At 36.5% G+C, this 14119-nt stretch carries 12 protein-coding genes and 1 pseudogene; 7 read left to right on the top strand and 6 right to left on the bottom strand.

Annotated elements, in window-relative coordinates:
- Positions 1-99: 99 nt before the first annotated feature.
- The 5 genes and pseudogenes from phnD to D9782_RS08620 form a co-directional block, all read left to right on the top strand.
- The gene (phnD, locus tag D9782_RS08640) at positions 100-1032 is read left to right on the top strand and encodes a phosphate/phosphite/phosphonate ABC transporter substrate-binding protein (RefSeq protein ID WP_121604532.1); all 933 of its coding nucleotides are present in this window, start codon (positions 100-102) and stop codon (positions 1030-1032) included.
- Positions 1033-1142: 110 nt separating this feature from the next.
- Positions 1143-1919, top strand: coding sequence for a phosphonate ABC transporter ATP-binding protein (gene phnC / locus D9782_RS08635; protein WP_121604531.1), 777 nt, complete (start codon positions 1143-1145; stop codon positions 1917-1919).
- The gene (gene phnE / locus D9782_RS08630; protein ID WP_026680340.1) at positions 1916-2725 is read left to right on the top strand and encodes a phosphonate ABC transporter, permease protein PhnE; all 810 of its coding nucleotides are present in this window, start codon (positions 1916-1918) and stop codon (positions 2723-2725) included. Before phnC ends, phnE (D9782_RS08630) begins: the two co-directional genes overlap by 4 nt.
- The gene (gene phnE, locus D9782_RS08625) at positions 2725-3525 is read left to right on the top strand and encodes a phosphonate ABC transporter, permease protein PhnE (RefSeq protein ID WP_121604530.1); all 801 of its coding nucleotides are present in this window, start codon (positions 2725-2727) and stop codon (positions 3523-3525) included. The genes phnE (D9782_RS08630) and phnE (D9782_RS08625) overlap by 1 nt, the downstream gene beginning before the upstream one ends.
- A 72-nt stretch (positions 3526-3597) precedes the next feature.
- A pseudogene (locus D9782_RS08620) lies at positions 3598-5004 on the top strand (bifunctional UDP-sugar hydrolase/5'-nucleotidase); the annotation flags it as partial.
- Here D9782_RS08620 and D9782_RS08615 read toward each other — a convergent pair.
- The 6 genes from D9782_RS08615 to D9782_RS08590 form a co-directional block, all read right to left on the bottom strand.
- Positions 4966-6843 (bottom strand): IS1182 family transposase, encoded by a 1878-nt coding sequence (locus D9782_RS08615; protein WP_240455830.1) that lies wholly within the window; start codon positions 6841-6843, stop codon positions 4966-4968. The pseudogene D9782_RS08620 and the gene D9782_RS08615 overlap by 39 nt on opposite strands.
- Before the next feature lie 363 nt (positions 6844-7206).
- A complete protein-coding gene (locus tag D9782_RS08610; RefSeq protein WP_026680337.1) occupies positions 7207-7746 on the bottom strand; it encodes a PepSY domain-containing protein in 540 nt (179 codons plus the stop codon).
- A 349-nt stretch (positions 7747-8095) separates the two neighbouring features.
- Positions 8096-8683, bottom strand: coding sequence for a PepSY domain-containing protein (locus D9782_RS08605; protein ID WP_026680336.1), 588 nt, complete (start codon positions 8681-8683; stop codon positions 8096-8098).
- A gap of 100 nt (positions 8684-8783) precedes the next feature.
- Entirely contained in the window at positions 8784-10142 is a 1359-nt protein-coding gene (locus D9782_RS08600; protein ID WP_121604528.1) for a sensor histidine kinase, read from the bottom strand.
- Positions 10139-10834, bottom strand: coding sequence for a response regulator transcription factor (locus D9782_RS08595; protein ID WP_121604527.1), 696 nt, complete (start codon positions 10832-10834; stop codon positions 10139-10141). Before D9782_RS08595 ends, D9782_RS08600 begins: the two co-directional genes overlap by 4 nt.
- A 102-nt stretch (positions 10835-10936) precedes the next feature.
- A complete protein-coding gene (locus tag D9782_RS08590) occupies positions 10937-11503 on the bottom strand; it encodes a GNAT family N-acetyltransferase (RefSeq protein WP_026680333.1) in 567 nt (188 codons plus the stop codon).
- Between the two features lie 87 nt (positions 11504-11590).
- Here D9782_RS08590 and D9782_RS08585 point away from each other — a divergent pair, with 87 nt between their 5' ends.
- Both D9782_RS08585 and D9782_RS08580 read left to right on the top strand, forming a co-directional pair.
- Positions 11591-12217, top strand: a complete 627-nt coding sequence (locus tag D9782_RS08585; protein WP_121604526.1) for a VOC family protein — start codon at positions 11591-11593, stop codon at positions 12215-12217.
- A gap of 362 nt (positions 12218-12579) precedes the next feature.
- Complete coding sequence (locus tag D9782_RS08580) at positions 12580-13872, top strand: S8 family peptidase (protein ID WP_121604525.1); 1293 nt, start codon at positions 12580-12582, stop codon at positions 13870-13872.
- Positions 13873-14119 lie beyond the last annotated feature (247 nt).

Below are 14119 nucleotides of genomic sequence, written 5' to 3'. Positions count from 1 at the left end.
ATTTGTAAATTTGTAGAATTTTTTTGAAATCAACCTAGCATTTTTGTCCTAAATAGTATTTAATTAAAGTGTACATTTTAATTTTTTAGGAGGGTCAAGATGAAAAAGTGGCTTAGTCTATTTTTAGTCTTATTTTTGGCAATTGTACTAGCAGCATGTGGAAGCTCTGATGAATCCAAAGATAGTAATGGGGACAAAAGTAGCGAAGGTAACAGTAAACCAGAGACATTAGTAATGGGGTTCGTTCCATCACAGGATTCGGATACGATTGCTGATACCGTTGAACCTTTAGCAAAGCGTTTGAGCGAAGAATTAGGTATAGAAGTAAAAGGTGAAGTAATGACAAATTACAACGCTTTGGTTGAAGCGATGGGTGCAAATCAGGTACATATTGGCTTTATACCAGCGTTTGGCTATGTTTTAGCAAATGAACAATATGACGTGGAAGTAATCTTAAAATCTATTCGATACGGCTCCGGTACATATAAAGCACAATATCTAGTTCGTTCTGATTCAGATATCAACTCATTGGCAGACTTAGAGAATAAAGTTTGGGCATATGCAGATAAAGGCTCTACTTCTGGATATCTTTTCCCTGCATATCAATTAATGCAAGAATTTGATTATGCTTCTGGTCCTGAACTGGAAAGTGATTTCTTTAGTGCAACTACTTCTGCCGGCGGTCACGATAGTGCTGCAATCGCTGTTTATGAAGGAGATGCAGATGTGGCAACAACTTTTGATGATGTACGCACGGAGCTAGAAGAAGAATATCCAGATGTTATGGATAAATTAAAAGTACTTGACTATACTGAAGAAATCCCGAACGATACGATTTCTGTCACCAAAGAACTAGATGATGAATTAGTACATGAAATTAAAGAAACTTTCCTTTCCTTTAATGAAGATAAAGAAATGATAAAAATTATGAATGATGTTTATAATTGGGATGCAATTGATGAGGCAACAGACGAAGAATATGAAATCGTTAAAGAAACATACCAAAAATTCAAAGATGATATTGAACTATAGATTGATAGTGTAAATTGAATAATAAAAAGGGGGAGCACAATCTCTCCCTTTTTTTCCTAGTTCAGAAGATTACCGAACAATCTAAGTTTGTTATGGGGGAAATACATACAATGATTCAATTTAAAGACGTTGGGCTTATCTACCCAAATGGTACAAAAGGCTTGAAAAATATTAATGTAACCATTAACGACGGTGAGTTCGTCGTTATTGTTGGTCTATCAGGTGCAGGGAAATCAACATTTATAAGGAGCATAAACCGCCTTGTCACACCCACTAGCGGTTCATTATTGGTTGATAATGAAAATATATTAGATTACCGTAGCAGTGACTTACGTCAACTACGTACGAAAGTTGGCATGATCTTTCAAAACTATAACTTGGTCAAACGGACAAATGTGCTTAAAAATGTCCTAGCAGGTCGACTAGGCCATACTGGCACGTTACGTTCGATCTTGAACCTCTATAAAAAAGAGGATATTGGATTAGCATATGAAAGTCTAAAACGGGTTAACATTGATGAAAAAATTTATAGCCGAGCAGATGAATTAAGTGGGGGGCAACAGCAGCGAGTGAGTATTGCCCGAGTACTTACCCAAAAACCACATTATATTCTGGCAGATGAACCTGTTGCATCCCTTGATCCACCCACTTCTCATCAAGTAATGACATACTTGAAGAAGATAAATAAAGAAGATAACATTACAACGATTGTAAACCTGCATTTTATTGATATGGCAATGGAATATGCTGATCGTATTATTGGTATGCGAGCAGGTGAAGTAGTATTTGACGGACCCGTTTCTGAAGTGTCTGAGCAGACCTTCGAAGAAATTTATGGTCGCTCTATACGTGAGGATGACTTGCGTGGGGGGGCAGATCAATCGTGACAAAGAATACAACAGGTGGTGGTAAGACACCAGCGCTTTATCCAGTGAAAACGAAAGTGCAAATAACCATTATTTTCTTTATTGTTCTAGGCTTTTACTTGTTTAGTATGGTTTGGACACAACGGGAAATGGTTGGTGGTCTTGGTGACGCATTAGGTAATATGCTTGTTGTCATCGAAAAATTCTTCCCTCCCAATTTAGAGGTCATTCCGAAAGTTTGGGGAGAAATGGCACAAACGATTCAGATGGCAATTATTGCTACAACAGCGGCGGCAATATTAACTGTCCCCCTTGCCATCCTTTCAGCTCAAAATGTAACAACGTTTAAACCGTTATATTATCTAACTAGGACATTATTAAATATTTTAAGAACAATACCTGACCTTGTACTTGCAGTAATTTTTGTTGGCCTATTTGGAATTGGGGTATTACCCGGAATTTTAGCTTTATTTATTTTTTCTTTAGGCATTCTAGCGAAATTAATTAGTGAAACGATTGAATCTGTTGATATGAATCCTTTAGAGGCAATGCGGGCTTCTGGAGGCAATGTGTATCAAGTAATCTTTTTTGGACTAGTACCACAGGTTCTACCACAATTCACTTCATTCGTCCTATATGTGTTCGAGATTAATATCCGTGCATCTGTAGTATTAGGTTTAGTTGGTGCTGGTGGGATTGGGCTAGTACTAGATCAGCAGTTAGGGTTTTATAATTATCAAAACGCCATGGCAATTATCATCTTAATATTTGTTGTTGTTATTGTCATTGAATATATAAGTAATAAATTAAGGGAGGCATTGATATAATGGAAAATTATTCATTACCTCCAAAGCAAGAAAAATCGATATGGAAACGATTAAAACGAATCATAATTGCGCTTTTCGTCATCGCTCTATATGTCTGGACATTCGTAGGGATCGATATTGATTGGGGACGTGCGTTGGAACGGGTTATCAGTAATTTTGATCGTGTTATTCCAAAGCTATTTTCCCCCGATTGGACAGCAGTTGGTGAAGTTGGGGTAAAAATAGCGGAAACTGTGCTAATCGCATTTGCTGGATCATTTATGGCCGCAATTCTTGCCATTCCATTAGGCTTTCTAGCAGCGCAAAATATGACAGGGAGTAAAATCCTAGCAACAATTGGAAAATGGATTCTATCGGCAGTACGTGCATTCCCTGATATAATCCTCGCTATCTTGTTTGTAGTAGCCGTAGGACCAAATGCATTTGCTGGTGTACTGGCTATTGCAATTGGTTCAACCGGAATGTTAGGAAAACTGTACTCAGAAGTAATTGAAGCGATTGATATGAAGGTTGTTGAAGCAATGGAAGCAAATGGCGCAAATAAAATTCAAATTCTTTTTTATGGTGTTCTCCCACAAATTATTCCTGAATTTTTGTCCTATGCGATTTATCGATTTGAAATCGATATTCGTGCGTCTTCCATATTAGGGATAGTCGGTGCTGGTGGGATTGGGACAATGATCATCTTTGCTGCTAATAATCGAAATTGGAATGAAATGGGCTTAATTTTGCTAGCTATCATCATTGTCGTTACCATCATTGATTTTATTTCAGCAAGAATTCGTAGAAAAATTGTATAAACGCTCGTATTTGTCCCTCAGGAATCCTGCGGGACAGCTTCTTTTCATTTGAATTAAGTTAATAGAGAAAGGATGCTCACTTTGCAAAACAACACAGCGAAACTCACCATTTTATATACAAGTGATGTACATGGACATGTTATGCCAATTCATTATGGAACGAATGAGAAAGCAAATCTTGGACTTGCTAAATATGCGACTGTCGTAAAACAGACTCGAAAAAAATCAGATCACGTTATTGTATTAGATAATGGCGATTTGATTCAGGGAACCCCCCTAATGACGCATTATGTTAAACAACATACCGACAAAGAAAACCCAATGATAAAAACGATGAATACGATTAATATAGATGCGGGTGTTATCGGCAATCATGAATTTAATTTTGGCAGTAACATCTTGGCAGATGCTATTAATCAATCCAACTTTCCTTGGCTTTCCGCTAATATTATTGATAAAGAAACAGGGCGCCCAAAATATGGACCCCCATACACAATAAAGACTTTTGCTAATGATATCAAAGTCGCCATTATAGGAATTACGACACATTATATTCCGAACTGGGAATCTGCTGATCATATTAAAGGTATTTTATTCAAGGATGCACTTAATACATTAAAAGAATGGGTTCCCTACATACAGCAAAAAGAACAACCAGATATCCTTATCGTATGTTATCATGGCGGATTTGAAAAGGATTTGGAGACTGGCGAACCTACTGAAAGCTTAACAGGAGAGAATCAAGGCTATGACATGTGTGAAATTGAAGGTATTGATATTTTATTAACAGGACATCAACATCGAAAAATAACAGGAAGAATAAATGATGTACTTGTTGTTCAACCAGGAAATAATGCAGCTGCTTATGGTGAAGTAGAGATAAACCTTGAAAAAGTAGCAAATCATTGGTGTATTCGCAATAAAAAAGCCTTTATAAGACCGCTAGAGCACATACGTGATGATAAAGAGATTATGAGTAACATGGCTTTTCTCGAGGAGTCGACGCAAAAATGGCTTGATCAGCCAATTGGCTACATAGAAGGTGATATGACAATTGATGAACCATTTCATGCTAGGATAAACAAACATCCATTTATAGAGTTTATTCAAAAGGTACAAATGGAAGCAAGTGGAGCAGACATATCCGTAACCTCTTTATTAAATAACGAGTCCACTGGCTTTTCATCAACTGTAACCATGCGTGATATCGTTTCTAATTATATGTACCCTAATACATTAGTTGTTTTAGAATTAACTGGAAAAGATATTAAAGCAGCGCTAGAAAAAAGCGCAGAATATTTTATTCTCGATGACCAAGGAATTGTTACTGTAAATCCAGTTTTTGAACATCCAAAACCTCAGCATTATAACTATGATATGTGGGAAGGCATCCATTATACCATTAATGTATCAATGCCTATAGGACAAAGAATAGAAGGGCTAACCTATCATAATCAGCCTGTAGCGGATACTAAAAAATATCCAGTCGTCCTCAATAACTATCGTGCATCTGGTGGAGGCGATTATACGATGTTTACCAATAAACCGATCATAAAAGAAATTCAAAAAGATGCCGTTGAAATTATTCGTGAGTATTTTGAAAGATATCATACTGTAAAAGCAACGAAAACAGATAATTTTAAAGTGAAGCCAGTAAAAAGGGGCTGGGACATAACTAGCCTGGAGAAGTAAAAAAGAGATTCCAGTTATCAAAAATAGATAGCTGGAATCTTTTTCATTATCATAAATACATGAATTTTGTGTTATGGCGGTGTACTTTCTTAAGTTCACCGCCATAAAGGCAAATCCTAATTCATTTTCCACTTTCGAATTGCCTCTCACCGACATTCGAGTGAAACGCAAATTGGCCTTCAAAAATCCGAAGACAGGTTCTACATCTATTTTTCGTTTACCATAGATTTTTCCTGTTTCTTCTTTTGAAAGCTGCTCTCTTATATATGCTTTTTGCTGTTCCCATTGAGCATTGTAATAAATCTTTCGATTCCCTTTTGCTTTGGTACAATGAACGCGTAATGGACATCCCGAACAATCTTCACATTCATAGACACGAAAGGTTCGTTTAAATCCGGCTTTATCTGTTCGATTCGATAGATATTGAAAAGGTACTTTCTTTCCATTTGGACAAGTAAAAAAGTCTCCGTCTGAATCGTAGTCCCAGTTGGATACATGGAAAGGATTTGTTTTATATTTCTTTTTCTTTTCCATCCGATAGGAATTATAAGTAATCAGTGGCGTTCTTTTTCTATGAAGTACATTACTGTAATTTTGTTCACTACCGTAACCTGCGTCGGCGACAATATGCTCGGGCAATTGAAAGTACCTATCTTCAATACTATCGAGAAAAGGAATAAACGTGCGAGTATCCGTAGGATTTGGAAATACATCGTAGGCTAATGTGTATTGACCTTCGGTCGCAATTTGTACATTATAACCTGCTTTAAGTTGACCATTTTTCATATAGTCATCTTTCATTCGCATAAAAGTGGCATCATGATCTGTCTTAGAATAACTATTGCGATCGCCTAAGATTGCCATATCTTTTTGATATTTGTGTTTACGAGCTTCAAAATCTTGGAATTGTTTACGGTATTGCTTGGGTTCTTTTCGTTCGGAACGAAGTTGTTTGCGTTCTTTTGCTTCTTTGCTTTCTTCGATTGCTTTATCATATTTTTCTACTTTTTCATCTAGCTTTTTAACCACTTCACTGAGTTCTTCCTTTGAAAGTTCATCGGAACTTTCCCTTTCTATTTCAGGAATAATTTCTTTTTCCAGTAATTCCTCATACATTTGATTCGACTTCTCTATTAAATCGGTGCTGTATTTTTCAATGGATTTTTTCCATACAAAGGTAAACTTATTGGCATTTGCCTCTATTTTCGTACCATCAATAAAAATAGCCTCTTCTTCAATCGCCTTCTCTTCAACAAGTTGACAACGAAATAAGACAAAACACTGACGTAATAATTCTTTTACTTCGGAATGAACACGAAAACGATTAATGGTACGATAACTTGGTTCATAGCCTTGTGCTAACCACATCATACGTACACTGTCTTTGATTAATCCCTCTATTTTTCTGCCAGAAAAAACAGACTGTGTATAGGCACATAAGATAATCTTCATCATCATGCGTGGATGGTATGCAGGACAACCTGTTTCACGCAAAAATCCCACAAATGATTCCTCTGGGATATGTTCTACAATATGGTTAACCGCATAGGCGATATCATTTTCTTGTAATTTCATTTCAAAATCTAAAGGCAAAACGACTTGATTCATGGTATAATGTTTAAACATAAAGGATACCTCTTTTCTAAGTTTTTGTGTAGTTACTTTAACTTTATCAGAAGGTATCCTTTTTGCGTATATAAATATTGAAAAAAGTAAAAAAAGTGATACGCCCTAAATTGGCGTACCACTTTTTTCAGTTACTGGGTTTTGTCCCAGCCCCTTTTTATCCCGCCTATAACTGGCAGTAATATCCCCATTTTATGCAATAAAGTGAAACCTATATGGTTACAGGGAATCAACTGCCAGTAAATGTCCGATTGGTTCGGGCCTACATGGAAGTAGGTCACAAAGGCGTTACCACAGGACGTGGCGAATGAAGCCTTTGTACGTATTTGTTTCAGTAAAAGCCGGATGGAAATTTCACTTTATTTAATCGTCATCGTCTTCTGTATCAATGTCCATTTCTATAATATCACCGTTCTTTGCATCAAGTTCAAAGTCTGCTTCTTTCTTACCATTTCTTAATTCAACTTCATATACTAGCTGATTGTCATCCTCATCTAGCTCAATGCTTATTACGTTACCATCAAAGTTTTGTTTAGCAATTTCTTTCGCTTTGTCAACACCAATGATAGCTTCCTTATCTAATTGAACGGATGAATCATCCTGCAAATCATCGTCTTTTCTTTCTGTGGAGCTTTCGTGTAGTACTTCTCCTGTGTTAGCGTCTAGCTTAATATCATGCTCAATATTCTTTTCTTTTACTTCTACTTCATACACCGCTTTATCCAAATCCTTTTCCAATTCTAATTCAGTAATCGTTCCAGAATACTGCTCCTCAACCATTTGACGAACCTGATCACTATTTATTTTTGGATTTGCTTCATCAGCTTGTGAGTGATAAATGCCTGTTCCAAAAATCGTAGCTCCTATAAGTGTTCCTATTACAATACTAAATGTTTTTTTCATTTTATTATTCCTCCTCATTTCTTGTTAGTTATATCATAACCATTAAGAATAAGAAGACCGTGTGAATAACATTAGAATTTAATGAGAAAAAATAAATCTATTTTAACGTAGCACATAATTACATGTAATCATTAATCTGTTAAGAAAAACAAAAGATGGTGAGAAAGTCTTTTCTGATTCAGGATGCTCTCCATTCCCCTTTTCATGCAAAAATAATAAAGCATGGGTGTATGAAAAGTAATGGCGTTTTAAAGAATAACTGCCGAGGCAACGCCTCGACAGTTTCTGAATAGCTCAAAGTGAAACTTCAATCAGTGGGGTCTTACTGTCAGTTATATGCGGAATCCACTTAATCATCATTATCTCTTTCTATATCTTTATAAATAACTTCACCTGTAAATGCATCAATGGTAATATCAGCCTCGTCTTCTCCTTTAACTAATTGCACCTCATAAACCATCCGACCATCATCTTCATCAAGTTCTAATTCTTCAATGGTTCCTTCAAATTGCTCTAAAGCAAGTGCTCGCGCTTTAGCTTTAGTAATAATAACTTCTTTTTCTGACTGCTGATTTTCCTTATCATTATTGGAATCCGCTTTTTGTTCCTTTTCTTTCTTCTCTTTAGACTCATGGGTAGAATCATCGTCAACAGAGATACTCAGCTCTTTTAAATTTAATACTTTTCCAGTATTTTCATCTATTTGAATATCGTAGGCTTTACCTTTATGATCAATAATTGCGTGAAAATAACCATGTGTTTCATCTTTTTCTACTTCACCATGAATACTTCCCGGATATTGTGATGTTATTATGTTTTCTGCTTCTAATTTAGAAATTTCTGCACCAGATGATCTAATGCTAAAATAAAATATACCCAAGCTTAGCAGGCTAATCGCTACAATACTAGCTATAATGGTACTTACTTTCTTATTCAAGTTCACCCCTCCTTACTTCCCAAAGTTACTAAACATATCTGAGAAGCTACGGTGATTCACATTAAAATTTACTAAGAATAGAGTGTTCGTTCTGTCACTTTTATGCGGAATAAACAATTGGAAGACTAACAGTAAAGGTTGAACCTTCTTTCATTTCACTTATAACTGCTATTTTCCCTTGATGTTCTTTTACTATTGCCTTTGCTATTGCAAGACCTAAGCCTGTTCCACCTGTATCCCTACTACGAGCTTTGTCTACACGATAAAACCTTTCAAAGATCCGATCCAGCTCCTGTGCAGGAATTCCAGCCCCATAATCCCTTACCGAAAAAACAGCCTGATTATTATTCGCTTCTAACCTAACTTCTATCTTTTCATTACTATATTTAAGCGCATTATCTATTAAAATGTAGATTACCTGCTCTAACTGATCACGGCTACCATTTACCAATAATTTTCGCTGTACTTGATCAAATTGTATCTCTCTGGAATAAGCGCCGCGAAACGTAGTGACTGTTTCTTCTACTAAGTCAGCTATATCTACTTTTTTCATGACAGCTGACTCCTTATTTTTTGCCAGGCTTAGCATTTGCTCCACGAGTTTGCTCATACGATCTGCTTCAGAATCAATAGCCTCGATAGATTCCTTAACTAGTGATGGATTGCCCGTTCCTCTCCGCTCCAACAATTGAGCATAACTTTTTGCTATTGATATAGGAGTTTTCAATTCATGAGATGCATCAGATACAAATATTTCCTGCTTTTCAAAATTATCCTTTAAGTGATCAATCATCTCATTAAATGTCTTCTCCATCTCATAAATTTCATCCCGAGATCGTTTGTCTACATCAATTTTTTTCCAACTCGCTTCTTTCATATTTTCTCGCATGGTATGAATAAAAGCTTTTATTGGATTTAATAAAAACCGACTAAGTACATTTCCAGCGATAATAATTGGAATAAGCATGATTCCAGATGCAGCTAGCAGTACGTAAAACAAGGTAGTCATTGTATTATCTAAGGTTACAAGGTGCTTGGATACTTGTAAGGTAACTACCTCACCTGCATGTTTTCCTGTTTCCCAAATAATCGGTTTAGATACAACTGCAACATCGGGTTCATGCGCCTGCTTTTGTATCATTTGTGTTTCTGTATTCGTAAATTTAGGTGCCAACTTATAATTACTCGATTGAGAAGAACTTTTCATTGCTGTCTCTGACCGATCAACGATTTGGATCATACCTTGCTGCGGCGAAAATGAACGTAGCAGCTCTTTAGATGTAACATCAGGATGTTCTTTAATCGTTTTTACCAACGTATCTGTTTGTTCTGCCAACTGCTCCAATTGACTATCGGTAGAAATTTTATAAAACAAAACATAAATGGACGTATTAATTAATACAATTAATACGAGAATGAACAAGCTTGAAAACAATTGAATCTTTGTTCGCAACCTCATGAGACATGATCCTTTATCGTGTAACCAACACCTCGCACAGTTTGTATGTATGCTTGATCATAACCTTTATCCACTTTCTGGCGTAAATAACGAATATATACATCAACAACATTGGTATCTCCAAAATAATCAAATCCCCAAACCTGCTCAATTAATTGCTCTCTTGATAAAACAATGTTTTTATTTTTCAACAGACAAACAAGCAAGTCAAATTCCCTAGGTGTTAATTCAATTTGTTCATCCTCACGTTTCACTTCTCTGCTTTGTGGATTGATATGCAAATTCCCAACAGATAGCGTATCACCATTACTATCATTTTTCTTAACCGGAGTCCTTAAATGCACGCGAATCCGTGCAAGTAATTCCTCAATTTGAAATGGTTTCGTGATATAATCATTCGCACCTAAATCTAAGCCACTGACCTTATCATGCACCTGATCTCTTGCAGTTAACAAGATAATCGGTGTCCTCTCATCTGATCTTCTTACTCTTCTTAAAACCTCTAAACCGCTAAGCTCTGGAAGCATAATATCCAGAAGTACAAGATCCCAATCCTTAGCTTCTATTAATTGTAGTGCATCCTTTCCATTAGCTGCCACTTCTGTCACATACTGCTCATATTCTAATTCAAGTTGTAAAACTCGACTTAATTTCTGTTCATCCTCAACAATTAGTATATTTGGTTGACTCATGCTATCACCTGCTTTTTTATACTTATCTTGCTATCAAATCCAGCCTTTATTTGTAATTTTAAAAACATGTATCGTTATCCGTCTAGACGAATGATACATACCCTACCATTCTATCCTAGCATATATACACGTATTACGGAGCTCATCACTATCTATAGCTCGAGAATCCTGTCTGTGAATACCTTCCAAGGTGTAGCCTAGACGCTCGCATATTGCTCTACTTCGCTCATTTCGTTCATCACATTTGATCTCCACCCGGTTTGCTCCTAATGTTTGAAATGCAAATTCAGTCAGGCCCGCTACTGCTTCCGTCATATACCCTTTTCCTTGGCATCTAGAATCAATCCAATAACCAATTTCAAATTTCGAAACGTCCCAATCGATACGATGTAGACCTGTGCTACCAATAAAAGCTCCACTTACTCGGTCGAAAATAAGAAAACGTAAATCCTCCCGCTTTAAAAAATCCACATGCGATTCTCTTATATTTATTTCTGTTTCTTCAAGTGTCTGTTCACTTTTTGCAAAAGGAAGCCACTTTTTTAATTCTTTTCTACTTGCTTGAATTGCTTCATAGACAGCTGTACCATCTCCTGGTAGTGGTAAGCGAATAAATAGCCTTCTCGTGTGAAATTCTTGTGGGAATTCTTTTAATATTGGTTGCTGCATTGCTCCTTTTCCCCTTCATCTTTAATTTTTATCCATTATACTGAGTAACAAAGGAAATGAAAAGAAGTTTTAAAGGGAGGTCATCAAATGCTAGCATTAGATCATATTGTAATAGCCAGTAAGGATCCAGCTCATGCAGCGCATCAATTAGCTTTACAGCATGGTATAAAAATCGTGGAAGGAGGAAGACATGAGTTTTGGGGAACTTATAATTATTTAGCCTATTTTGCAAATGATTGTTATGTAGAATGGCTTGGGATTTTTGACAAGCCCGTTGCAGAGCAATCGTCTAATCCACTAATTAAACAACTCGTTACAACTCTTCAACAAAATGAAGAACTACCTGTTCAAATTGCATTAAGAACAGATCATTTAGGTAAATTTATCGACCAATTTCAAGCCTCTTCGATGAAATACACTGGACCTGTCGCAGGACATCGAAGAAAACCTGATGGAACTAATTTGTCATGGAAAATGCTATTTCCACAAGGGCAAAGCAATCTCCCCTTCTTAATAGAGTGGGATAACCAGATAAATAAACCGGATAACGCTCAATTCCTTAATAAACAGCAAATTAAAAGTGTAGCTTACCCCTTTCCAAGCGACAATTTTAACAATATTTACCAAGAACAGGTTAAAAATGATGGAATTATATTAGCGAACACATATTTACACCTCAGAAAAGAAAAGGAGATTGATTTTCAGATTAAGTAAAACGTCTTGAGGGAGCAGAACTATTTTTCTCCCTCTATTTTTATAGAAAAAATACTAGTAAACAAACAGCGCATGTACAGTTAACCTTACAACGTCTATGTTCATCCCAAACACGCCTCTTATTTCTGAATATATTTTATTGCTCGAATAGTTTAAATTGGTAATTTCGGCATATTGTTCACAATATCATCCAATGCTAATCTATTAGCAAGGACTTATCCTATCAAATCAAGCTACATGACACTTATTTTCTTAAAGATGACCAAATAATTGAGATATCCACCATGCCAACGGGTTTGTTCTCATTACTTATAGCTCTATTTTGTAGATTTTAAAAAATTAAAATCACAAGGAGGAAGAAAATGAGTAACAGAAAAAAAGTTTGGTTTGAAGAGGCTGGTCGCAGACTCGATCCGAGTTTAGTAGAACAATTACGGATAAAACGCAGAGAAGATCCTTACGAAACAACAAATGAAAAATTACCAGTAATCGTATACTATTCTAGAGACACCGATGATAATAAGAAAAAAGATTTATTTCATAGTTGTCAACTAGACAACCATAGTAAATTAGACAAAGAAATTGGCAGAAGATCAATCTGTGGAGACTTAACCCCACAAATGATTAAACAGATTAAAGATCACGATGCCGTTGAACGCATTTTTTATAATCGTACCGTAACCGCCTTATTAGATGTTGCCAGTAAACAGATTGGCTCTATCGACATCCAAGAACAGAGCGGACTAACTGGAAAAGGAGTTAGCATTGCAGTAATTGATACTGGCGTACATCCACATGCTGATTTAACACAACCCACCAATCGTGTGATCGCCTTCAAAGATTTTATAAATAATCAGAACGAACCATACGATGATAATGGACATGGCACCCATTGTGCTGGAGACGCTGCTGGGAATGGACATCAATCAGAAAGGTTATATACCAGCCCCGCTCCCGAGGCTTCGATCATTGGTGTAAAAGTACTTGACGAGAATGGTAGTGGTAGATTATCCACGATCATTGAGGGAATAGATTGGTGTGTAACTAATAAACATAACTACAACATTCGCATTATTTCGCTTTCATTAGGAGCACAGGCATATGAATCTTATCGAGATGATCCATTGGCCGTAGCAGTACAAGAAGCTTGGCATCAGGGGATTGTCGTTTGTGCAGCAGCTGGTAATAGTGGCCCTGAACAAACCACAATCACTACGCCTGCTATCAATCCCTTTATTATTACCGTAGGATCAACAATGGATCAAAATACAGAAGAACGTTCTGATGATCATATTGCTACTTATTCTAGCAGAGGACCAACCATTGACTCACTAATTAAACCAGATATCTATGCACCAGGTACGGATATAATCTCCTTATTAGCACCCAACTCTAAAATAGAACAACAAGTACCTGAGCAAGTTGTAAATGATTATTATTTACAACTATCTGGAACATCTATGGCTACTCCTATCTGTGCTGGTGTAATTGCACAAATGTTAGAAGCAAATCCGAATCTAAGCCCAAATGATATTAAAAGTATCTTGCAAACAACCTCCAAACCGGTGCTCAACGACCTTTGGGGATATATAGAGGCAACAAGTGCCGTTAATATGGCTACTGACTATATGCTTTTTCAAAAAACCGCAAAATAAGAATTGCCTTCTAACGTACCACAAATACATGAAAATATATAGTGAAGCTTCAATCTGTGGATCTTACTGCAAGCTATATACGGGATAAATTTCAAACGAGGCTGGAACAAAACACAACTTCTTTACTCAAAATACGGATAATCATGTTATCAATAGGAGGGTCATCGCCGCACCGTGAAAATATACGCGCTTTCCACGGGCAACGGCCTCAGCTAACTTGGCAAAGAAAAACACGTTACCACGTGGA

This window comes from Virgibacillus sp. Bac332, assembly GCF_003667785.1.
Classification (GTDB): domain Bacteria; phylum Bacillota; class Bacilli; order Bacillales; family Amphibacillaceae; genus Virgibacillus; species Virgibacillus salarius.
The sequence above is the reverse complement of the archived record's forward strand: the minus strand, read 5'-3'. Positions and strand labels throughout refer to the sequence as shown.